Origin of the sequence: Flavobacterium stagni, from assembly GCF_004122105.1 — a bacterium.
Taxonomy (GTDB): domain Bacteria; phylum Bacteroidota; class Bacteroidia; order Flavobacteriales; family Flavobacteriaceae; genus Flavobacterium; species Flavobacterium stagni.
In genome coordinates this window covers 171960-195505 of record NZ_SBKN01000001.1, presented here as the reverse complement: position 1 = coordinate 195505, position 23546 = coordinate 171960, and the positions used below count along the sequence as shown (strand labels likewise).

The window sequence follows — 23546 nt, the reverse complement described above, 5'->3', positions numbered from 1 at the left end:
CTACAGGCATTTTTTATGTGGTAAGGGTTTTATTAAAAACCTAAATCTTTTTTTACATCTACAGTGATATCTGGACCATCCGCTAATAATAAGCTAGAAACATCCATAACATATTGATATCCTTTTGCTTTTCCTACTTTAGCAATAGAAGCTTTGATTTTTTCTACCAAAGGTTTCATCAAATCACCTTCTTTTTTCTGGATATCCGTTTGAGCATTTTCTTGGAAATCACTGATACGTTTACCCATATCTTGCATTTCTTGTTGACGGGTTTGGTTTACAGCGTCAGAAACAGTAGCCGCTTCTGCTTCATATTTTTTCCCTTTTGCTTGATATTCTTCAACCAAAGTTTTGTACTCTTTACTGTAGTTTTCAGTAAGTTTTTCCAATTGTTTTCTTGCCTCAATCATCGCAGGCATTTTAGTCGTAATATCATTTACATCAACATGTGCAGTTTTTGCTTGTGCATTGGCAGTTTGCATACCCAATACGGCAACAACGGCTAAAATGGCATTTTTGAAAATTTTCATCATTTCGAATTTAATTTAGTGTTTCAATTTATTTTAAGGTTTGCTGGTTCGAATACTATCTTTAGCTTTTTTAGCAGCTTCTCGAGCCTCTAATTGTTGCTTTCTTTTCTCATCAGCAGCTTTTTTGCGATCTTCAATTTGTTTTTTACGCTCTTCTAACGATTTGTTTTTGGCCTCTTCTCGAGCAGCTTTTGTTTCTTCTACTTTCGCTTTATCTTCTTCTTTTTTATCTGTTGCCGAAGGTTTGTCAGCAGTAGTTGTTTTTGCAGTATCAGAAACTGTGCCAGTTTTTTTATTGTTCTTTTCTTCTAATTGTTGTTTGCGTTTTTCATCGGCCGCTTTTTTACGATCTTCCGCGGCTTGTTTTTTCTCTTCAATTAGTTTTAAACGAGCTGCTTTGCGCTCTTCCATTTGCTTTTGACGCTCCGACATTTCCGGATTGTCAGCAATCATATCTTCTTTTCGTTCTTTTTCTTCTTCCTCTTTTATTTGTTTTTTGGACATTTGTTGACGTCTTTCAGCACGCGTTAGTACGCTAATGACACGGTCACTCAAGTCGTGTTTTTTTGCTGCAAATAAAATGGTAATATCTGAAGATTTGTCAAAAACATAATCAAATTTACGGGCTTCAGCTAAATCCTGAACTGCATTGAAAACTTGATCTTGTATCGGTTTTACCAATGTTGCTTTTTGTACTACCAAATCACCGTTGGGTCCAAATCGCTTTTGTTGGTAATCGATGAGTTCTTTTTCTTGAAAGGCAATTTCTTCTTCGCGTTCTTCAATCAATTCTTTGGTTAAAAGAACACGTTCCGTTTTTAATGCTTCTTTTAATTTAGCAATATCATTTTTCTTGGTTTCAATTTCCTGCTTCCATTTTTCTGCTTTTTGATCCAATTGGTTTTTAGCTTCAGCATAGGCCGGAACTTTATCTAAGATATATTCCATATCGATATATCCGATTTTAATTCCTCTAGATTGTGCCATTACAGCAGTAGCGGTAGATAATAGCAGTAAAAAAAGTAATGTCAGCTGTTTTTTCATAAACCTTAAAATTGGTAATGCCTAAGCAAATATACTAAAATTGTTGTCCAATAATAAAATGCGTTTGCCAACCCCCTTTTTGTGTTGTTCCAGGGATGTAATCAAATCCATTTGCAAAGTCAATACCCAATAATCCAAAGGCAGGCATGAACACTCGAACACCAAATCCGGCAGAACGCTGTAATAAGAACGGATTATAGTTCTTAAAATTGTCATAAGACGCTCCAGCTTCTAAAAAGGTTAAGGCATAAATCGATGCCGCAGCTTTTAAAGTAATTGGATAACGAAGTTCTAACGTGAATTTATTGTAGATCGTTCCACCATTAACCGAAGATAAAGATTGATTAGGATAACCGCGTAATTGAATCATTTCTCGGCCATCTAATGAGAAGTTAGCCAAACCATCTCCACCTACATAGAAACGTTCAAAAGGAACTACGTCACGTGCCGAGTTGTAAGCGCCCAAGAAACCAAATTCAGTCAAACTTCTCAGAACTAAATTGCCTTGTAGACGCGTATAAGCATCCGCACGGAATTTCACTTTATAGTATTCTAACCAATTGTAACGTTTTTGATCGTACTTAGCTTGGTCTAAATCAGCATCTTGATAATTATCTACTTTTTCATAATAACCGTTCACCAATTTCACATAATCTCCTACTTGAGGTGGATTTACTCCTGGATCAGGATTTGGGTTGACCGGTAATGAAGTTGTATATTTTAATTTATAATCGGCTTGATTTTTTAAGGCATTATAATCTATTCCGTTAATTAAGGAATAAGGAGGAGAGAATTTAGTTGTTAAACTGAATTCTGCGCCACGTGTAGGATAGATTGGGTTAATCGCTTTGTTGTTGCGCGTTAAGCCAACACTAATTCCAAAGTTTCTCGAACTACCATTACCAAATTTAAACAAGCCAGTATTGTAGTTGTTTAAGTTGTAATATTGAAAACTCAGGTTGCCAGAAAGCACAAAATAATCATCAGGAATAGTTAAGCGTTTCGCCAAACCAATAGATGCCGATGTAATATCAAAACTTCGCGATTTGTCAATACTGCTGTAGGAGCCTGAATATAAATATTGCTTACTTTGTGAAATCGATGCTGAGAAACTCACCGGTTTTTTTCCACCAAACCAAGGTTCTGAGAAAGAGAAGCTATACGTTCTAAAGAAAGTACTTGCTTGTAAACGCAAAGCCAATTTCTGACCATCGCCCATGGGAAGAGGTTTGTAGGCTTCTTTTTTGAAAATATTCTTAATTGAAAAATTGTTGAAGGAAAGACCAAGAGTTCCAATGAATCCGCCACCGCCATAACCACCTTGGAGTTCAATTTGACTGGATCCTTTTTCAACTAAATTGTATTCAATATCTACCGTACCCGCGGTTGGGTCCACATTTTTGAATTTAGGATCGATAGCTTCAGGATCAAAGAAGCCCAATTGTCCGATCTCACGCACGGTTCGAACCAAATCTTCTTTACTGTATTTTTCACCCGGTTTTGTACGTAACTCACGATAAATAACTTTATCATTAGTTTTGTCATTACCTACCACAGTAATTTTATTAAAATAGGCAACTGGACCTTCAATGACGCGAATTTCAAAGTCAATCGAATCCTTTTCCGTTTTAACCTCTACAGCATTGATTTGTGAAAAAAGATATCCATTGTTTTGGTATAAATTGGTAATGTCTTCGCCATCAGGTTTTGATTTATCCGCGATTCTTTTTTCCAAAAGAACACCATTGTAGGTATCACCTTTTTTAATACTTAATAAACTAGAAAGTACTTGATCGGAATATACTGAATTCCCTAAGAATTTGATGTTGCCAAAGTAATATTTTCTTCCTTCTTCAACTTTGATTTTTAAAGCTAATTTTTGCTTCTTTTCATTTAGCCAAATTGTGTCAGATACAATACGCGCATCACGATATCCCTTTTCTTTGTACTTTTCAACGATTTTGGTAAGGTCTTCGTTGTATTTACTTTGAATAAATTTTGAAGCTTTGAAAACACGAATCGGATTTTTTTGTTTTGTGTTTTTCATCGCTTTTCGCAACTTGGCATCTGAGAATTTTTCATTGCCATCAAATGTGATACTCGCAATCTTTATTTTTTCTCCCTTATTAATGTTGACCACCATATTCACTTGATTGGAAGTGGTGTCTGTAGGAATTGTTTTAACCGTTACTTTGGTATTGTAATAGCCCTCTTTACGGTATTTGCTCTCTAAATAATTTCGTGTGGTTGTAATCAAATTTTCGTTCACAATTTTCCCTTTTGTTAACGAATTTTCTTTGATCAAATCTTCAATCTTATTTTTTTTGACCCCATTAATTTTAACATCGTTTAATTTTGGCAATTCAACAATGCTCAATTCCAAGTCAATGGTATCACCGCGAACTTCTTGGACATAAAAATCGATGTCGCTGAAGAGACCTAATTTTCCAAGTTTTTTGATGGCATTACTGATTTGCTCACTGGGTACGGTAATTTCTTGACCTTTTTCCAAACCAGCAAAAGTGACTACAGTCATTTCATTGTAACTGATTTTTCCAGTCACATTAACTTTTCCTAAGATGTACTTTTTCCCTTTTTCAAAAGGTAGGCGCTCGGTTTCTTGCGCTATACTGTTTCCAATCCCTGTCCCAAAAATGCAGAATAACGTGAGTATTCTAAGTTTTAGGTATATTGACTTGTTCGCTGGTTTTTCCAAATCTTCGTTCTCTTTTTTGGTAATTGATAATGGCCTCATACAAATGTTCTTCCGTGAAATCGGGCCATAAAACATCAGTGAAAAATAACTCGGCATAGGCTATTTGCCAGAGTAAAAAATTACTGATTCTATGTTCCCCGCTGGTTCTAATTAATAAATCAACGTCCGGTAAATCGTGTGTGTAAAGATGTTGATTAATAATGGATTCGTCAAGGGTATCAATTGAAATTATATTATTTTTAACTTTGTCGCTGATGTTTTTAACAACATTTAATAACTCTTCTCTGGAGCCATAACTCAGCGCCAAAGTTAACGTCATTCTTTTGTTGTTTTTCGTTTTATCCATTACTTCATGCAACTCTTTAAAAGTTGATTTTGGAAGCAAATTTAAATTTCCAATGGCACTAAGTCGGATGTTGTTTTCTTGAAGTGTTTTTAATTCGCCTTTTAATGATTTTACTAAGAGTTTCATTAATGTTTCTACTTCCAATTTGGGTCGGTTCCAATTTTCAGTTGAAAAGGCGTAAAGGGTTAAGTTTTCAATACCTAAACGTGCACAAGTCTCTACCGTAGTTTTTACGGAGCGTGTTCCTCGTTCATGACCAAACGTGCGCAACATTCCTTGTTGTTTTGCCCAACGACCATTGCCATCCATAATGATGGCGATGTGTTTCGGAAGATTGTTTTGGTTTAGGTTATTTAATAAACTCATAGTTTAATCTGCACAAAAGCAGGGTTTATTTCCAAAGGTATATGTCAAGGTTAAACCCGAAAACACATACCAATCATTGCTTGTTAAATTTCCAAATTGCAAACTTTGCAAATTGCTATTTTTTGGATTACTTCCATCTAAATTATCAGTGAAGGTGTATCGTGCACCGACTTCAAACCCCAGAATCCAATTCGTTGCTATATTTCCTTTAAATCCTACAATCATGGGTATTCCAAAAGTTCCCGAATTGATGTCAACTTTTGTTCTCCCGTTGATAACATACAACTCATCATAGTTGGTGTAGGTTAGCCCCGTAAACACATAAGGAGTGAATTGTCGATCCATTTGATGTAAGTCAAATTCGAAGAAATTAAACTCCAAACCCGCGGTAATTTCACGAACCGTATTGGTGAAATTATAGCCCCGACGCGATCTACCGGTCACCTCTGAATCGAAATCATTGGCGGTTAATCTTCCTTGCAAGAAAGAAATTCTGTAGGAATGACGTGTGCTTTTGTTCCATTTATATAATAAACCAAATGAAAGCTCATGAGGATCTATATAATTGGTTTTTCCAACATCTCCGATATAATTAGCTCCACCAACAAAAACGCCAATTTCGTGAATTTGTGCAGATACGTTGCTTAAAGCTAAAAATAATACCGCTAAAAATAATCGTTTCATTAAATGAAAAATAGCGTGCAAATATAATAATTATCAGTACTTAAATAACATCTAAATAGTATTTCTGACAAATAAAATAATGCACAATTAAACAAGACTTTAGTTCCAATTGAAAGAACCAATTTCTAAACGAAAAAAAAAGGGAAGTAGTGTAGTTTGTAAGTTAATTTCTTTTGTCTTCGCCCCACAATAATTTGTTGCGTAAAGTCTTTAAAAAGCTCTCCTCCGGAATTTCAACCATTTTTATTGAAAATGGATTTTTGCGAATGATTAATTCTTCATTGCGGTTCAAGGTTGCAATTCGTGAGTCTAGGGAAACCATATATTGTTCTTCACGCCCAGAAACCCGTAAGCGAATTTCGGTTGTATCTGGAATAACCAAAGGTCGTGCATTTAAATTGTGGGGAGCTATCGGTGTAATAACCCAACTTTTGACATCGGGTGTTAACACAGGTCCGCCACAGCTTAATGAATAACCTGTAGATCCCGTGGGTGTAGCAATGATCAATCCATCCGCCCAATAAGAAGTCAGGTATTCACCATTTAAATCGGTGTCGATTGTGATCATCGAAGTAGTGTCTTTACGACTCACCGAAACTTCATTCATAGCGAAGTTGATCTCTGAAAAGGAAGCGTTTGAAGGTTGACATTCCAATTGTAACAAGGTTCGCTCTGAAATGGTGTAGCGTTTTTCCAAAACCAATTGAAGAAAAACATCAATATTTTCCTTTTGTACTTTGGCTAAAAACCCTAGTCGACCTGCATTAATTCCTAAAATGGGAATCCCTGAGTCGCGTACAAAGGTGGCTGCTCGCAATATAGTTCCATCACCACCAATGCTAATCATCAAGTCGAAACTTGAATCTAAATCGGCGTAACTCTGAAAGGTTTTGTATTCTTTTTTTAAAATTTCGTGTTCGTATAATTTGGCAAGAAATTCTGCTTCAATCACCAATTCCACTTGATTGTTGTTGAAAAACAAAAAGATATCCTTTATGATGGGACGGGTGTCGTTTTGGTAATATTGACCAAAGATGGCGATTTTCATACCTTAGATGTTAAGAAAGCGATTCAGATATTCCGAACGTTCTTTCAAGTTGTTTAAATACAAATCCTCATGGTGTTCAGAAACAATCTCATAATTGTACCGACGAAACGTTTGGATAATATCATTCATAGGACCCAATGCGATTTTAAGGGTGATTTCAACACTTTCTGTATCCGCATCGGAAACAAAAACTCCTAAAACCTTACCATTATTGCTCTCTACAATTTGAGCAATCTGACTCATGGAATAGTCATTAATACCTTTTTTTAAGATGATTATACCGCCTTGTTCTTTTAGAAAAGGTGTCTCATGGAAAAACTTTACAATGTCTTCCAACTCGTAATAACCCAAATAGGCATTGGTTTCTTCATCCAAAACAGGTACAATGTTGCTGTGATTTTTGGCAAAAACTTCCAAAACATCCAGCCAGATCATATTTTTTCGAGCAAAAAAACCTTCAAGCGCATAGCGATAATCGCCAATGGTTTTGTCCCCATCGAAAGTTTCTACATCATCAGCTGCGATGCATCCAATATAAACGCCTTCTTGGGTAACTGGAAAGTTTGTAAACGAGACATCAAAAAAGAAATCTTGTGTCTCAGAAATTGTGGTTAAACTATCCAATGCTTTGTAATCATTGGTGATGTAATCGTTGATAACTGTCATAAGTAACTAAATACAGTGCAAAATAATCATTTTTTTGCTTTAAGTATGCGGAATTTAACTTGTATTTTTGTGTCTTTAAAATTGAATAAAATGACAAAATTAAGTGTCAACATCAATAAAATTGCCACGTTGCGCAATGCGCGTGGGGGCAACGTGCCTGATTTATTACGAGTTGCAACCGATATTCAGCGGTTTGGTGCGCATGGAATCACCGTGCATCCCCGTCCCGATGAACGCCATATTCGCTATCAAGATGCGCGTGATTTGCGAAGTGTAGTTACAACCGAATATAATATCGAGGGGAATCCTCAGCATAATTTCATTGATTTGGTTTTGGAATGTCAACCCGAGCAAGTCACCTTGGTTCCCGATGCTATTGGGGCTATTACGTCATCTGCAGGTTGGGATACGGTAAAACATCGTGATTATTTAAAGGAAGTGATTACCGAATTTAAACGCCACGGGATTCGAACATCCATTTTTGTCGACCCAGAAGTTGCTATGATTGAAGGCGCAGTGGCTACCGGTACCGATCGGATTGAGTTGTATACAGAAGCATTTGCACATCAATACAGTGTAGGGAATGAAAAAGGAATCGAGCCCTATCGAATGGCTGCAGAAAAAGCCGTGGAATTAGGATTAGGCATCAATGCAGGTCACGATTTAAGTTTGGATAACATTCAGTTTTTTAAACAAAATATTCCCGGACTTTTAGAGGTTTCTATCGGACACGCATTAATTTCAGAAGCCTTGTATTTTGGCCTCGATAATGTGGTAAATATGTACCTTCAAAAATTGAAATAATAGCACAACAATTCATAATTCATAATTTAAAATTTATAATTCAAAAGATATGTTGTTCTCTAGGATTGAAGGTGAAGGCAAGCCCTTAATTATTATTCATGGTTTCATGGGAATGTCTGACAATTGGAAGTCATTCTCCTCGCAATACGCAGCCTTAGGCTATCAAGTGCATTTGTTGGATTTACGAAACCACGGTAAAAGTTTCCATTCCGATGAATTTAATTACGACGTCATGATGCAAGATGTCATCGATTATGCGGATGCTCATCAATTGCAACAAATGGATGTTATCGGACATTCTATGGGAGGGAAAATTGCCATGTTGTTGGCCGTTCGTCATCCTGAACGTGTGCGAAAATTAGTTGTGGCCGATATCGGACCCAAATATTACGCGCCTCATCATCAGGATATTTTGGCCGGACTTAATGCCGTGGATTTTACGAGCCAACCCGATCGTGCGCAAGTCGAAGAAATGTTGTATCCCTACATTCCCGATTTTGGTACACGCCAATTTCTCATGAAAAATTTATATTGGAAAACACCCGGTCAATTGGATTTTCGTTTCAATTTGAAAATATTTAATGAGAAAATTGAGGAAGTTGGGGCTGCTTTGCCCGAAAACACGATTTTCAATAAACCCACTTTATTTTTACGTGGCGGAAATTCACGCTATATCCTAGATGCTGATTGGGAAGGAATTCAAAGTCATTTTCCGCAAGCGGTATTGGATACAATTCCCAATGTAGGGCATTGGCTTCACGCAGAGAATCCGATAGCGTTTTTTGAAATTACAGCACGATTTTTGAAAGATTGATTCAAATAGTAGCAAAAAAAAAGCTTCCAAACGGAAGCCTTTTCTATTTGACAAAACTAAAATTAGTTTTTGATGAATTTTTTAACCGCTTTACCAGCATTAGTGTCAATGTTTACCATGTAAACACCTGCAGATAAATCAGCAACATTTACAGCAACTTCAGTAACATCACCACCGTTAACAGTTTTCACTGTTCTTCCGTTGATGTCGACAACTGAAATCGTGTTGATTGTTGTGTTTTCACTGTTTTTAATGTTCAATACATTGTTTACTGGATTAGGGAAAGTACTGAATGAATCAGCCAAAACCTCGTTTGTTCCTAAGTTACCAGAAACTACGAAATCATCTACAGATACTGAGTCAGCATCAGCACCCACATATTGAATACGAATCATAACATTAGATTGACCTAAATAATTGGCTAAGTCAAGAGAAATGTTTAATGTTTCATAGTCAGTGTAAGGACCGTAATCCTCTTCTACCCATTCAGTTGTCCAAGTTGCACCGCCGTCTGTAGAAACGCGAGCTAAGATGTCACCGTTTGGAAATGGATCCACTTGATACTCATAACCACATTTAATGTTGAATGTCCATGTGGCAGAGGAATAACCAGCCAAACTAAACGATGGACTTGTTAAATGGGCATCATTTGGAGTTTCAATCCAAGCAATACAAGCCGACTTTCCACCTGTGATGTTGAAAGTTGCTTGACCATTTGCATTGAAAATTGTGGTTGTAAAACCCCATGGGCGAGTTGCATCACCAGTTTCAGTTGTCCAACCAGTTGGAGGCCAATCTGCACCTTGGAAATCCTGAGTAAGGATTTGGCTAAAACCAAAAGAGGAAGCCAATAAAGTTAAAGAAAGTAAAAGTTTTTTCATGTACAAAAATTATTAATTACCTAGCAAACTTAGCTAATAATATCAAAACAAACAATTTTTTTTACCTTTAGGGCTGTTAAATTTATTAAAATATTTTATGAAACTTCTTGTAAGAGTGTTGATTACTGCTTTAATCGTAATGATTTTACCCTACTTTTTCAAAGGAATTGTTGTCAATCACTTCACCACCGCACTGAAAGTTGCGATAGTGTTGGGGTTGTTAAACTTTTTAGTTAAACCTATTTTTGTGCTTTTTACCTTGCCTATTACCGTATTTAGTTTGGGTTTATTTCTGTTGGTCATCAACGGAATGATGATCATGATTTGTGACTATTTCGTAGATGGTTTTGATGTAAAAAATATCGGCTGGGCCATGCTCTTCAGTGTTGTGCTTTCGCTCTCGCAGTCAATTGTTTTCAAATTAACAGAAGCCAAAAAATAAGACTTTAAAAATCAATAGAATAAAAGTTGGACGGGTTGCAGAAAAGTTATACTTTTGCAACCCGATTTTATTTACTAAAAATTAGTACAATCTCATGAATATTACAAGAAATAATGTGGACGCTTTGAATGCAGTCGTGACTGTAGAAGTGAACAAAAGCGATTATGCAGACAAAGTACAGGAAGTGTTAACCAACTACCGCAAGAATGCAAGCATCCCTGGGTTCCGTAAAGGTGCGGTGCCAATGAGTTTAATTCAAAAACAATACGGTAAAGCCGTGTTATTAGATGAAGTAAACAAATTGTTGCAAGACAGTTTAAACAACTATTTGGTTGAAGAAAAATTGGACATCCTTGGAAATCCGCTTCCTAAAGTAACCGAAGATTTCAATTGGGATACCGACGATTTTAAATTCGAATTCGAATTGGGTCTTGCTCCAGAGTTCTCCGTGGATTTAGCAGCAAAAACAAGCGTGGTAAAATACAATGTAGTTGCTGATGATACGATGCTAAACGGTCAAATTGCGCGTATCCAAAAACAATACGGAAAAGTAGTAGCCAAAGATAAAGTAGAAGAAGGAAATGATGTAGCAGGGATCTTCGCCAACGAAGAGCGTGGCATCAATAATCGTACAACTTTAGACCTTGAAGATTTAGCCGATAAAAAAGCAGTAAAATCAATCATGGGTAAAAAAGTTGGTGATGTGGTTACCCTAAAAACAAAAGGTTTATTCAACGACGATCACAAATTGATGGACGTCTTAAATATCGGTCACGATGATGTACACGGTTTGGATATCGAAATCACGTTCACGATTGATGAAGTGATTGGTTATGAGCCTGCAACCTTAGACCAAGAATTGTTTGATCGTTTGTTCGGCCCTAAAGCAGTGACTTCTGTTGACGAGATGAAAGCGAAAATCAAAGAAGATGCTGAACGTCAATTCGCACAACAAGCCGACCAAAAATTCTTAAACGATGTGACTGAATTTTTAGTAGAATCTACCAAATTTGATTTACCTGCTGAGTTCTTGAAAAAATGGATTCAAACCACTGGTGAAAACCCAATTTCTGAAGAAGAAGCGGCTACTGAATACGAGCGTTCCGAAAAAGGATTGCGCTACCAATTGATCGAAGGAAAAATCATGAAGGACAACAACCTTCAAATTACGTTCGACGAATTGAAAGACTACACCTCTGGTTTGATCAAACAACAAATGGCACAATTTGGTCAAATGGATCCAACCGATGAGGACGTTCAAGGTATCGTGGCGCGCGTAATGTCCAACCAAGACGAAGTGCGTCGCTTGTCAGAACAAGTGATGAACCAAAAAATGTTGGATTTGTTCAAAGACAAAGTAAAAGCAAAAACCAAAGAAGTAAACTACGAAGATTTCGTGAAAGCGATGTACGGTGAGTTGAAACACTAATTAAAATATAATTGCTATATTTGAGCGTCAAAGTCGGCCCGATTTTGACGCTTTTTTTTAAAACGTTCTTTCGGGTTTTGGGCAGCTTTTCCGGCTTTTGTTGCGGTACCGTCTTGCCGCTCGGTTTTTGTTCGGCCCCCACAGGCGCTTCCTTCGGTCGCACTGCGGTTCCCACAAAAACACGACCGCCACTTCCGGTGACCTCCACGACAATCCGGGCTGCATCCCCTAAACCGCCACTTTGGCATGTTTAAGAAAAGCGGTACAACCTTTGTACTCCTTTTTGCATCTAGTATTAAAAAGTATATTAATTCATTCTACCACAACTTATGAATTTCGGAAAAGAATTTAAAAAATTTGCGACGAAAAAGCACGGTGTAAATAGCCTCTACTTCGATAAAATCGTAGCAGGAATGACACCCTATATTATTGAAGAACGTCAAATGAACGTATCTCAATTGGATGTGTTCTCCCGTTTGATGATGGATCGTATCATCTTCTTGGGAACCGGTGTTGACGATTATGTAGCCAACATTATTCAAGCCCAATTGTTGTTCTTGGAAAGTGTTGACGCTTCCAAAGACATTCAAATCTACATCAACTCTCCAGGAGGAAGTGTTTACGCTGGTCTCGGAATTTACGACACCATGCAATACGTTAAACCCGATGTAGCTACCATCTGTACCGGAATGGCAGCCTCTATGGGAGCCGTATTATTATGCGCTGGTGCCGAAGGTAAACGTTCAGCATTGCCACATTCTCGCGTAATGATTCACCAGCCTTCAGGCGGTGCGCAAGGTGTAGCAACCGACATGGAAATCAACTTGAAAGAAATGTTGAAATTAAAAGACGAATTGTACCAAATCATTTCCAACCATTCGGGACAATCGTTTGAAAAAGTATACAAAGACTCAGAACGTGACTACTGGATGATTGCTGATGAAGCGAAAGAATACGGTATGATCGACGAGGTATTACGTAGATAATTTTTAACAAACTACTTAGAAACGGAGCAACGAAGTTTCAACCGCTCTGTTTTTCAGTAGCTCAGCAGCTTACTTATGGCTAAAGAAATTTTAGAATGTTCCTTCTGCGGACGCAAAAAACCCGAAACCAATCTGTTGATTGCCGGTATCAATGCGCACATCTGTGACCGTTGTATCGAACAAGCGCACGGCATTGTTTTGGAAGAAATCCGTTCCAGTAATGGCGTGAAATTACCTTCCGATTTGGTGTTGCAACGCCCGAAAGAAATTCGTGCATTCCTCGATCAATATGTAATCGGTCAAGAACAAACCAAAAAAGTACTATCCGTTGCCGTATACAATCACTACAAACGATTGATGCAACCCCAAGCCGCCGACGAAGTGGAAATTGAAAAGTCCAATATTGTTATGGTTGGGCAAACCGGTACTGGTAAGACCTTAGTTGCCAAAACCATCGCGCGCATGCTTGATGTGCCGTTAGCGATTGTCGATGCTACCGTATTGACAGAAGCCGGCTATGTAGGGGAAGACGTTGAAAGTATTTTGACACGCTTACTTCAAGCCGCTGATTACGATGTGGCCAAAGCAGAACGAGGCATTGTATTCATCGACGAGATTGACAAAATCGCCCGCAAAAGCGATAACCCTTCCATCACCCGTGATGTGTCAGGTGAAGGTGTTCAACAAGCCTTACTAAAACTTTTGGAAGGTACTGTAGTCAACGTTCCACCAAAAGGCGGTCGTAAACACCCCGACCAAAAATTTGTAGAAGTCAATACCCAAAATATTTTATTTATTGCCGGTGGTGCTTTTGACGGTATTGAACGTGTCATTTCAAAGCGCTTGAATCGACAAGCGGTAGGCTACAGTACAAATAAAAAAGAAGCGGTCGACAAAGACAATCTTTTGCAATACATCATCCCAAAAGATTTAAAAGATTTTGGTTTAATTCCAGAAATTATCGGTCGTATGCCTGTGCTAACCCACATGGATCCGCTAGATAAACCTACATTGCGTGCCATTTTGACCGAACCTAAAAATGCCTTGATCAAACAATACCAAAAATTGTTTGCTATGGATGAGGTCCAACTTACGGTCACTGATGAAGCCTTGGATTATATTGTCGATAAAGCTTTGGAATACAAACTCGGCGCACGTGGATTACGATCCCTGTGCGAAGCGATTCTTACCGATGCGATGTATGAAATGCCAAGCACGGATGACAAAGTCTTGGATATCGATAAAGATTATGCCGAACATGCTTTGAACAAAAATTTATTGAAACGATTAGAAATCGCCTCATAAAAAAATCCCGATCAACCGATCGGGATTTTCTTTTCTAACTAACCTCAAACCTATTTCATCAATCCACCACCCGAGTTCACTTTGTCCGTTTGGATGTCCGTGTTCTCTTTTTGTAGTTTTAGATTTCCGAAATTGTATGTTAACGACAAACGAAATACGCGCGAGTCGATTTTTTCTCTGAAACGGGTATCCAAATTCTCTCCTGCCACTAAAGCATTGACATTGTTTTGATTGAATACATCAAAACAGTGAATACCAATTTTTAATTTTTTGTCCATAAAATCTTTATTGAACGAAATGTCAAACTGTTGGATCGGCTTAGTAATGCGGTAAATTTCCCAGTTTCCATTGCCTGGTAAAATGAAATACGACATAGTGTTTTTGATGCCCCAAGGCAAAATGATTTGCGACTGCGCCGCATAATTAAACAATCCTTTGGTACCGTAAGGTAAGTAATACCCACGTAAATCTGATTTCACATAATTGATGTTGACAAAAATGTAGTTCATCTGATCCATATTGTTCATGCGTTTTTGAAATTCTTCTTTTCCTTTGAAAAAATAATCCAACGGAATCGGGAAATTCGCATAGGCACTAAAGGTTCGGAACTGATCAAACTGCTTAAAAGTCGCATTACTAACTGGTGTAGTAGCCGCTGCATCTGCACTAAATACGAATTGGTTGATGTCTTTGCTAATCGTATAATTGGCTCCCAATTGAACAAATTGGAACGCCGAAAATTTCAATTCAAAATTGTCAATAAATGTCGGGTTCAATAAAGGATTTCCTTGTGACGAGTTGTATTGGTCAAAATTGGAGCCATTATTCGGATTCAAAGTGAAATAATTAGGCTGACTAATTTTCTTGGAATACGAAGCGGATACATTCAATTGATTCGTAAACTCATAAATCGCACTGATGTTTGGGAACAAATTTCGGTTGGTAAAACTCACTTTTTGTGACAAAGTGTTCGTTAAACGTTCAATGTGGAAATTCTCATAACGCAATCCCGCGGTCAAATTTAATTTCTTGATTTTTTGACGCGCCTCCACATAAAAAGCCAAATTGTTTTCTTTATAATCAAAAGTAATCACATTGGGAACAGCCGTGTTGAGGTAATAATTACCGTCTTGTTGTACCTGTAAAAAGTTGTATTTACCCCCCGTACTCAATGAAAATTTCCATTTTTCAACAGGGAAAACAAAGTCGTATTTCAAGTATTGATTGCCTAATTTAAACACCGAATTACTGGAGTTGTTATAGGTTGCCAAGGTTGCATAATCCACCGCAGAGGCCATTGATCTTGGCTTTTGATCCAAGAAATTCGTATAGGCCGTAACATCAAAAGTAGAACCGATAGTATCTAGTTTTTGTTTGTATTGTAAACTCAATTCGTGGTTGTAATTTTTATTCTTGGTCGTCCCGTTATTGCGGTAGTCAATGTTGTCACCAATGGTGTAATTTTTGAACTCATTACGTTCATTTGCCGCATTCAAATTATAATTCAATAATAAATTCGTTTTATCATTAAATCGGTAATTGGTTCCCCCACGGAAATAAAAATTGCGGTAGGTGGTCTGACTGAAGTTCTCTTGATCCAATTGTTTTACGGGGGTAAAAGCAGTAAACGTTTGCTGCGTTCCACGCCGGTTTTCACTATCGATATAATTGTAACCCGTCATGGTTTGCCAACTTAATTTTCCAACTTTACCATTCACTAAAACTTGCGGACTCGGTTTTTGGTATTTGTTGAAATTGTAGTTGATATTGAAACTTGCATTAACACCCGCTCTGCGTTTGGCATTGGTAACAATATTAATGATAGAACCGCTAGAATTTGCATCATAGGAAGCACCAGGATTGTAGATGAGTTCGACCTTTTCAATAGCATTCGCTGGAAGCGAGCTCAAATAATTCTGTAAATCGGTACCCGATAGCGAACTCGGCGAACCGTCGATGTAAATGCGTACGCCTTTTCCATTTAAAGTGATTTCACCCGTTGGAGAAGTAATTACACCCGGTAATTTTTTAATCGCATCCAAACTACTTCCGGTACTCACCATCGGATTGTCTTTGATGGTAACAGTAGTTTTATCGGATTCAACTTTGATGAATTTGCGTTTTTGTGCAATAGTTACTTCGTCAAGTGTGGTGACTTTGGCTTTGGTAGTGTCGTTAACTTTTTGATTGTTTTCGTTGCGGGAAGTCTGTTCTTGTGCCATGACATTACCGCATAGCAACGCCATGAGTGGCAGAAATACTAATTTCATGATTGTGATTGATTGATGATTACAGGTAAGACTTTTAAGTCGTACAATTGTTACAAATCAATCCCGTTTTTTTGTGTTAAAATTTTAAGAGGGAAGGGCAGATGGATCGTTTTTTGTTACTAATGGTTTGGCTTCTACGCATCTACGGCCATAACATTTCATGCGTTTGGGACCGCAAGAAAAGGTGAGTATTGCCAAACAAATTAGAATAAAATACTTCATAGCGATGCACTGTGTTGCAGTTGTAAAAGTTGCTCGAGATAATCCCGTTGGTTGGACAATCGCGGAATTTTATTTTGACCGCCCAATTTATCGCGCTCTTTTAACCAATCATAAAAAAGGTTTTCACGGGCAACATTTAACTTCAACGGATTTAACGTCATGTTATTGTAGCGTTTCGCTTCATAATCGGAGTTGACGGATTGTAAGTGATTGTCCAAAAGTTCGGCAAATGCCGCCACGGAGTCAGGCGATTGATCAAACTCAATCATCCATTCATGTGCGCCTTTTTCTTTGCCGTGCATAAAAATGGGCGCCACCGTATAATCTTTAATCGAACAATGCAAGGCTTGACATGTCAGCGCTAAGGCTTTATCGGTATTTTCCACCATGAGTTCTTCTCCAAAAACATTGATATGGTGTTTGGTCCGACCCGAAACCCGAATGCGGTACGGACTGATAGAAGTAAACCGAACAGTGTCGCCAATCATATAGCGCCAAAGGCCAGAATTGGTCGTAATCACAACGGCATAATTGGTATCCAATTCAACTTCGGCTAGTCGGATTATTTTTTCATTGGGTGTACCAAAAGTGGACATGGGAATGAATTCATAGAAAATGCCATAATCCAACATTAACAACAAATCATTGGAATAGTTTAAATCTTGAATGGCAAAAAATCCCTCACTGGCATTGTAAATTTCGTAGTATTTAAAGTCGGGTTTGGGTAACAATTTTTGGTATTGCTCACGATAGGGTTCAAAACTCACACCGCCATGAAAATACACTTCGAGATTGGGCCATAAATCCAATAATTGGGTATGGCCGGTTTCGTTGAGAATGCGTTGCATCAAGACCATCATCCAAGAAGGAACACCTGCGAAACTCGTCACATTTTCGCTTTTCGTTTCATGAATTATGGCTGCCAATTTGGTTTCCCATTCACTCATTAACGAGGTTTTATTGCTGGGTGTGCTACTAAATTCAGCCCACAGCGGCATATTCTCAATTAAAATCGCCGATAAATCGCCGAAATAGGTATTGTTGTTGGCATAAATTTGCGAACTTCCTCCCAAACGTAAACTCTTTCCTAAAAACAAATTGGATTCGGGATTGTTGTGCAAATACATCGCTAGCAAATCTTTGCTGCCTTTGTAATGACAATCCTCCAAAGCCGCTGTACTTACGGGAATAAATTTACTTTTTGCGTTAGTTGTTCCACTGGATTTGGCAAACCATTTAATCGGGGTGTGCCAAAATATATTTTGATAGCCTTTACGGGTTTCTTCAATCAAAGGTTCCAAATCTTCATAATGCGAAACCGGTACCCGGTCGATAAAGGTTTGGTAACTTTTCACAGAAGCAAAATCATATTTTTTCCCAATCACCGTCTCTTCACAATTGCGAATGAGGTTCAAAAGTAAATCCTCTTGAACTTCATTTGGGTATTTTAAAAACAATTCAATCTGGTGAATGCGCTGTTTTAAAACCCACGAGGCAATGGAATTGATAATGGGAAATGGCATAATTTATTTTTGGTTTTGAAGGTGTTCAATAATGGACTGCGCAATGGCATTTTGACCCGCTTGACTAGTCAAATACGCTTTGTCATTCGCATTCGATACAAATCCCATTTCCAAAAGTACGGCAGGGCAATTTGCATTTTTCAAAATATAAAACGGTCCTTTTTTTACTCCTCTATTGTTCAAAGAAGTTCGTGCCGCTAAGGTTGTAGCCAATTGTTCTGCTTGTGATAATGAAGTTGCCGCAGTTTTAGAATCATCGGAATAATACACCTCAAATCCATGCGCGTTTTCGTTTTTATTATGGTTCACATGTAGTGAAATTAACAGGTCGGGTTGGAGTTGATTGACATAATTCACACGATCAGATAAGCTCTTCATTTGGTCGTCTAAGCGCGTGAAATGAACCGTTACCGATTCATCTTTCATTTTTTCTTGAATTTTTTGAGTAATCAAAGTGGTAAGCGCTTTCTCTGATATGTCCGCTGTTTGCGCTCCATAATCTTGACCACCATGGCCAGCATCAATAACAACGGTATATTCTTTTTTATCAAATGAGAAAATGGATAACAGTAAAGCAGTACAACCGATTCCAACAGTGGCAATTTTCAATAATTTTTTCATGGCTTGGCGTTTTAGTATGATTATAAAAATAGTAAAAAATAATTAATTAAGAATTTCCGTTTGTAAGTTTACAGAGACAGAATATTTGATGAGTTCGCCACTCGAAGAAACTCCGCGACCTCCCATGCCTTTTCCATAGGTTTCAAATTCTTCGGTATTGATGCGTACGTTGCTGTCGTTCGGACTCTTATTCGAACTCAGGGTTAAAATTTTGCCCAATTGTACATCACTGTGTTTGGCCAATCTTCGTGTGGTTTCTAGAGCATCAGCCACCGCCAATTCTTCTGCTTTTTTGTAATGTTCTTGAAAGTTGGTGTTGAAATACGAAATTCGTTCAATGCGTTGGAACTTGGTTTTCAATAATTCTTCCGTTAAATCCTGAATTTTATCCAAATCCAAAATGGTGAAAATGATTTTTTGATTGGAACGAAATCCGAGGAAAATATCTTTGTCCAGTTTAGAATCCCAACGCGTAGCTTTATCGGTTGTAATTAAACTCGTTTTAATTTCTGTGGTATCTTTTACATAACGCAGCACAATTTGCCGAATCAATTTCATGGTTTGTTGGTTTTCATTCACCGCTTCCCGCAAGGTAGGTTTCACATGAGTCAGTTGTAGCGTAATCGATGCGGCATTAGGAAAAACAGAAACCGAGCCACTGCCTAATACACTAATTTTTGGTTTGTCTGCGATGTTTTGAGATTGAAGGGTGAAGGAAATTACAACTAGTAATAGTGTAAAAAATATTTTTTTCATGTTGGTTTGGTTTTTTTGGTTGTTCTATCTTTACGCAGATTTAACTTTTTTATTGTATTCAAATGATTTACGAAGGCGTGCTTTCCAAGATGCAAACGGAATTTCAAGACCCTATTCAATACTATTTGGTTTTGGATCAAAGTTTTTTACATATCAATCAAATGTTAGGCAAAACCCTTGAGTTTGAGCATACGGGTTACCAGTGTTTGAATTGTGGTAAAAAGAAGAAAATCTTCCGTCAAGGCTTTTGTTACGATTGCTTTATGGGCAGTCCTGCAGCAGGCGATTGGATTATGCGCCCTGAGTTAAGTACAGCCCATTTGGATATTGAAGACCGTGATTTGGATTATGAAAAACGGGTGCAATTGCAACCGCATATAGTCTATTTGGCGTTGTCTAGTGAAGTGAAAGTAGGTGTAACACGCAAAACACAAGTACCCACTCGTTGGATCGATCAAGGTGCCGTTCAAGCATTGCCTATCGTGGAAGTGCCCAACCGGTATTTGGCAGGAATCACCGAAGTTGCGCTTAAAAATTATTTTGCCGACAAAACCAATTGGCAAAAAATGCTCAAAAATGAAGTGGCTTGGGTGGATTTATTCCAAGAAAGGGAGAAAATTGCTTCCGTGTTGCCAGAGGAAGTTAGGCCTTATTTTCATCCCGAAGCACAAGATTTATACGAATTGCATTATCCAGTTTTGAATTATCCTTCTAAAGTTACCAGTTTAAATCTGGAAAAAACCAAGCAGTATTCTGGAAAATTAATCGGAGTGAAAGGACAATATTTACTCTTTGAAGATCAGACCGTTTTTAATGTCCGCACCTATGAAGGGTATGAAGTTCGAATCACAATAGCATAAAAAAAGCGACTAATTAATTAGTCGCTTTTGTTTTATATTGTATTCTAAAGTTACAATTTGAATACGCCACCTACATTAAACACAGAGTGTGCATTTGCAACGGTGCCACTTTTTTTCGTAATGTCTGACATGCCGCTAAATCCTTGCCAATCTACCAAAATGCTGAATTTTTTGGAGACTTCAATTTTATAGCCAATACCATACGTAAGTCCCATTTGAAAACTATTGAGGTATGAACTAATGTCTTGACCGTTTTCATCGGCAGAGAGTAAGAAACTTGGTGTTAAACCAAAATTTAAGTTCCATTTACGATTGCTGCCAAAGTGCCAATTCGCATTAACAGGAATGCTTAAATAACTTAATTTGTCAACGAAGTATTGATTTTCAGCACCCATACTTTGAAATTGCAATCCTGAACGAAGACTCCAGCGATTGTTGAAGTAATAGTCGGCTACAACACCAAAGTCTGCCGAATTTCGATAATCCAAGTCATCGATATAGTCTCCAGATAAGGTGGAGGTGGCATAGCCAATGTAAGGAACAAGTTCGATATCGCCCCCTGTACGACGCTGTGCATTTGAAACAATTCCGCTTAATAAAAGAAAGCTGATCATTAATTTTTTCATGGTATATACTATTTAATGTTGGGGTAAATATACTTACTTTTTCTTTCCAAATAAACCATTAATTAAATTGCCGGCTTTATTTTTTATGTCTTCTTTGGTTTTTGTTTTCGCAGTATCTCCCGGTTTGGTGTTGCGGTCAATGAGTTGGTCTAGCGCAGATTTCCCTTTTCCAACCAATTTATCTTTTTGTTGTTTGGCAATATTGTTAGCTAAAGCTGTCGTTGCCGTTTTTATATCTGTGGTGACTTTTGGATTGGAAAAACTTCCGGTCAAATTGGCATTGATAGGAACGTTGTCCAATTTATTTACATCTGAAGGGGATAATTTGGCTAATAATTTATTGGCATCATTGCCTAAATATTTCGCAGGAACATCCAATTTTAAACCGTAATTCATGGATTGATCAAACCCATGTGAGCCATTTACGGTGACTTTGATGTCTTGGTATTTGATGTCAAACGGTTTTACCACCACTTTTCCGTCCTTAAATGAAACGGCTGCTTTTAAATCGTTTAAATTGAGTTTATTAATATCGATAAACTTCAATTGATCATCCAAAGTGTTCAACAATTTTGAATTACTTGGATTTACCGTAGTAGAAAGCAATTGCCCTATTAAATCACCAGAAAGACTTTTGATGTCGGGGGTCATTTCAGTGGCGTTTAAGTTGCCATTTAATTTTATCGTCGAATTTAATTTTCCGTTAATTACGCCTGCAATCGGAGCAATCTTTTTTAACATCTCCAATTGTGTGAACGATTGGGCAATATCAACCTGACTCAAACCAAGATTCATGGCGAATTTTGGTGTTTTTTCTTTGGTGGAAACGTCTCCGTTAAACGTAATCTGACCGTTAAAAATATTCGTTTTTACATTCTCCAAGGTCACTTTTTGGTCTTTGATAATCAACTTACCCATACAGTTTTTTAAGGTTAAGTTGTCGTACAAAACGGTATTGGCTTTTGCAGTTAACGAACAATCCAAAAAGGCCGGAATTTTTAATGGCTCCGCTGCTTTTTTGCTTTCTGTTTTTGGGGTAGTTTCCGTAGTCATGAAATCATTAACGGCTAATTGATTGGAAGTTAAGTTGAAATTGCCTTGAAGGTTTTGGTTACGGAAAATGAAACCGTAAAAATTCTCCAAAACGCCATTCACCGCCAAATCACTTTTCCCGGTTTTCGCCGCAAATTGTTTTAAGTGCACACGACTCGGATTGAATTCGACCAAAACCTTGCTGATATCCATGTTTTTTCCAGTTTCATCGGTATAACGGAATCCGGTCAAATCAATGGTTCCCGCATTTTGAATTCGGGCATAATCGCTTTTTTCCACGGATGCCATGTCAAAGGCTGTGGTTACATCTGCTTTTAAAATTCCCGATAAGGGTTTATCTAATTTAATGGGATAGGCTTTTGAGAAATTATTTAAGTTGATGGTGCCTTTTAATTCTGCATTGACTTGGGCATTCTCAGCTACATTTTTTAGTGTCGCTTTGGCAGTAAAAACATCTTGATCAATGGCAAATGAGAGGCGGTCAATGTTCACATAAGTATCGTTCATTGTTCCCGTTTCATTCACAATTTTTGTGTCAATATGAATGTTTTTAATCGCTTTTGGCAAATTTGGATACTGGAAAGAGGCGTTGTTTGACGCGATACCAATGTTGAATTTGGGTACGGTAGTTTCGGTTAATTGGCCTTTGGCAAATCCTTTTACAGAAAAAGCACCAGTTGTTTTTACATTGTCTAAATTGCTTCGGTAAGCCGCTGGAATCAAGCCTAAGAAGTTTTTAAAGTCTGAAGTGGGGGTTTCAAAGGTGAGATCATAAATTTGCGCGTTCTCCGCCATTTGAATAAAACCATTAAACTTTAATGGCAAGTCGTTGATTTTGGCTTCGTTTTGTTTAAAGCTGTATTTGCTTTGCTTTAAATCAATTCCCAGAACCGCATCCAGCGCCACAGGAACGTGATTCATGTAGTTCATTTTGTCCATGGACATTGATACTTGGGTCGTCGTTTTGGTTTTTAAATCCAATACATCATTATTGAAATCTCCCTCACCGGTATGATTGATACTGTCCAATTGCATTTTGATTTTGGACTTTCTATCCGTAAAGCGAAACGTATAATTTTCGACTTCGTATTCTTTAATTTTCAACGATAACGGTTTGCTGGCTTCACCAGAGTCTGTTTCTTTTTTATCTTTTAAGGCGATGTCGTAATTCCCTTGACCTTTTTCATTAAAAATAATATTGATTAATCCATTATTAGTTGAAATCGCATCAACATGCATGGGTTCGGTGTCGCTGTTAAACAATTCCATCACCGATAATTTTAAGTGCAATTCATCAAAGGCTACAAGCGTATCACCCTCAAAAGGTGCTTTATTAATGATGGACATTTTTTCAACGGAGACGGTGGCTTTCGGGAAGTTTTTAAACAAACTTACTTCGGCATCTGCAAAAGAGACTTTGGCATCTACACTTTCGTTTAAGGCCTTTTCAATGCGAGCCTTGATTTGATCTTTGAAAAAATAGGGGATGGCAAAAGCAAGTAAGACGATTACTCCCAAAGTGATTCCGGTAATTTTGGCGATTTTCTTTAACAT

Annotated in this window: 21 protein-coding genes; 7 read left to right on the top strand and 14 right to left on the bottom strand. The window is 37.7% G+C overall.

The genetic code is table 11. The features are described 5' to 3' along the window. Positions 1-32: 32 nt before the first annotated feature. The 7 genes from EQG61_RS00925 to EQG61_RS00895 all read right to left on the bottom strand — a co-directional run bounded on the left by EQG61_RS00925 (position 33) and on the right by EQG61_RS00895 (position 7400). Positions 33-530 carry an OmpH family outer membrane protein gene (locus EQG61_RS00925; protein ID WP_129460674.1) on the bottom strand — a complete coding sequence of 166 codons (498 nt, stop codon included), beginning with the start codon at positions 528-530 and terminating at the stop codon, positions 33-35. A 33-nt stretch (positions 531-563) separates the two neighbouring features. After that, a complete protein-coding gene (locus tag EQG61_RS00920; RefSeq protein ID WP_129459995.1) occupies positions 564-1574 on the bottom strand; it encodes an OmpH family outer membrane protein in 1011 nt (336 codons plus the stop codon). Positions 1575-1608: 34 nt separating this feature from the next. Next, the gene (locus EQG61_RS00915; protein ID WP_129459994.1) at positions 1609-4329 is read right to left on the bottom strand and encodes a BamA/OMP85 family outer membrane protein; all 2721 of its coding nucleotides are present in this window, start codon (positions 4327-4329) and stop codon (positions 1609-1611) included. Continuing rightward, on the bottom strand, positions 4250-5002 hold the full coding sequence (locus EQG61_RS00910; protein ID WP_129459993.1) for an isoprenyl transferase: 753 nt from the start codon (positions 5000-5002) through the stop codon (positions 4250-4252). The genes EQG61_RS00915 and EQG61_RS00910 overlap by 80 nt, the downstream gene beginning before the upstream one ends. Positions 5003-5005: 3 nt before the next feature. Then, positions 5006-5686, bottom strand: a complete 681-nt coding sequence (gene porG / locus EQG61_RS00905; RefSeq protein WP_129459992.1) for a type IX secretion system protein PorG — start codon at positions 5684-5686, stop codon at positions 5006-5008. A 163-nt stretch (positions 5687-5849) separates the two neighbouring features. Continuing rightward, positions 5850-6734: an NAD kinase gene (locus EQG61_RS00900; RefSeq protein ID WP_129459991.1), complete on the bottom strand. Its 885-nt coding sequence runs from the start codon at positions 6732-6734 to the stop codon at positions 5850-5852. A gap of 3 nt (positions 6735-6737) precedes the next feature. Then, positions 6738-7400: a CBS domain-containing protein gene (locus EQG61_RS00895; protein WP_129459990.1), complete on the bottom strand. Its 663-nt coding sequence runs from the start codon at positions 7398-7400 to the stop codon at positions 6738-6740. Positions 7401-7490: 90 nt separating this feature from the next. Here EQG61_RS00895 and EQG61_RS00890 point away from each other — a divergent pair, with 90 nt between their 5' ends. Continuing rightward, positions 7491-8204, top strand: coding sequence for a pyridoxine 5'-phosphate synthase (locus EQG61_RS00890; protein ID WP_129459989.1), 714 nt, complete (start codon positions 7491-7493; stop codon positions 8202-8204). Positions 8205-8253: 49 nt separating this feature from the next. Further along, the gene (locus tag EQG61_RS00885) at positions 8254-9018 is read left to right on the top strand and encodes an alpha/beta fold hydrolase (protein ID WP_129459988.1); all 765 of its coding nucleotides are present in this window, start codon (positions 8254-8256) and stop codon (positions 9016-9018) included. Positions 9019-9080: 62 nt separating this feature from the next. Here the strand turns inward: EQG61_RS00885 and EQG61_RS00880 are convergent, their stop codons facing one another. After that, positions 9081-9899 carry a T9SS type A sorting domain-containing protein gene (locus EQG61_RS00880; RefSeq protein ID WP_129459987.1) on the bottom strand — a complete coding sequence of 273 codons (819 nt, stop codon included), beginning with the start codon at positions 9897-9899 and terminating at the stop codon, positions 9081-9083. Positions 9900-9996: 97 nt separating this feature from the next. On the opposite strand from EQG61_RS00880, the gene EQG61_RS00875 reads away from it, so the two are divergent. The 4 genes from EQG61_RS00875 to clpX all read left to right on the top strand — a co-directional run bounded on the left by EQG61_RS00875 (position 9997) and on the right by clpX (position 14061). Beyond that, positions 9997-10341 carry a phage holin family protein gene (locus EQG61_RS00875; protein WP_129459986.1) on the top strand — a complete coding sequence of 115 codons (345 nt, stop codon included), beginning with the start codon at positions 9997-9999 and terminating at the stop codon, positions 10339-10341. A gap of 94 nt (positions 10342-10435) precedes the next feature. Beyond that, a complete protein-coding gene (tig, locus tag EQG61_RS00870) occupies positions 10436-11770 on the top strand; it encodes a trigger factor (RefSeq protein WP_129459985.1) in 1335 nt (444 codons plus the stop codon). A gap of 329 nt (positions 11771-12099) precedes the next feature. Then, the gene (gene clpP, locus EQG61_RS00865; protein WP_129459984.1) at positions 12100-12756 is read left to right on the top strand and encodes an ATP-dependent Clp endopeptidase proteolytic subunit ClpP; all 657 of its coding nucleotides are present in this window, start codon (positions 12100-12102) and stop codon (positions 12754-12756) included. A gap of 75 nt (positions 12757-12831) precedes the next feature. Next, on the top strand, positions 12832-14061 hold the full coding sequence (gene clpX / locus EQG61_RS00860) for an ATP-dependent Clp protease ATP-binding subunit ClpX (protein ID WP_129459983.1): 1230 nt from the start codon (positions 12832-12834) through the stop codon (positions 14059-14061). 50 nt (positions 14062-14111) lie between these two features. Here the strand turns inward: clpX and EQG61_RS00855 are convergent, their stop codons facing one another. The 4 genes from EQG61_RS00855 to EQG61_RS00840 all read right to left on the bottom strand — a co-directional run bounded on the left by EQG61_RS00855 (position 14112) and on the right by EQG61_RS00840 (position 19453). Next, positions 14112-16331: a TonB-dependent receptor domain-containing protein gene (locus EQG61_RS00855; protein ID WP_129459982.1), complete on the bottom strand. Its 2220-nt coding sequence runs from the start codon at positions 16329-16331 to the stop codon at positions 14112-14114. A gap of 218 nt (positions 16332-16549) precedes the next feature. Continuing rightward, positions 16550-18076: a GH3 auxin-responsive promoter family protein gene (locus EQG61_RS00850; protein WP_129459981.1), complete on the bottom strand. Its 1527-nt coding sequence runs from the start codon at positions 18074-18076 to the stop codon at positions 16550-16552. Between the two features lie 3 nt (positions 18077-18079). After that, positions 18080-18697, bottom strand: a complete 618-nt coding sequence (locus tag EQG61_RS00845; RefSeq protein WP_129459980.1) for an N-acetylmuramoyl-L-alanine amidase family protein — start codon at positions 18695-18697, stop codon at positions 18080-18082. A gap of 42 nt (positions 18698-18739) precedes the next feature. Next, entirely contained in the window at positions 18740-19453 is a 714-nt protein-coding gene (locus EQG61_RS00840; protein WP_129459979.1) for an SIMPL domain-containing protein, read from the bottom strand. Positions 19454-19515: 62 nt separating this feature from the next. On the opposite strand from EQG61_RS00840, the gene EQG61_RS00835 reads away from it, so the two are divergent. Next, complete coding sequence (locus tag EQG61_RS00835) at positions 19516-20313, top strand: DUF2797 domain-containing protein (RefSeq protein ID WP_129459978.1); 798 nt, start codon at positions 19516-19518, stop codon at positions 20311-20313. A gap of 50 nt (positions 20314-20363) precedes the next feature. Here EQG61_RS00835 and EQG61_RS00830 read toward each other — a convergent pair whose 3' ends face one another. Together EQG61_RS00830 and EQG61_RS00825 are read right to left on the bottom strand one after the other, a co-directional pair. Next, positions 20364-20939 (bottom strand): porin family protein, encoded by a 576-nt coding sequence (locus EQG61_RS00830; RefSeq protein ID WP_129459977.1) that lies wholly within the window; start codon positions 20937-20939, stop codon positions 20364-20366. A gap of 33 nt (positions 20940-20972) precedes the next feature. Further along, positions 20973-23546: an AsmA-like C-terminal region-containing protein gene (locus EQG61_RS00825; protein WP_129459976.1), complete on the bottom strand. Its 2574-nt coding sequence runs from the start codon at positions 23544-23546 to the stop codon at positions 20973-20975.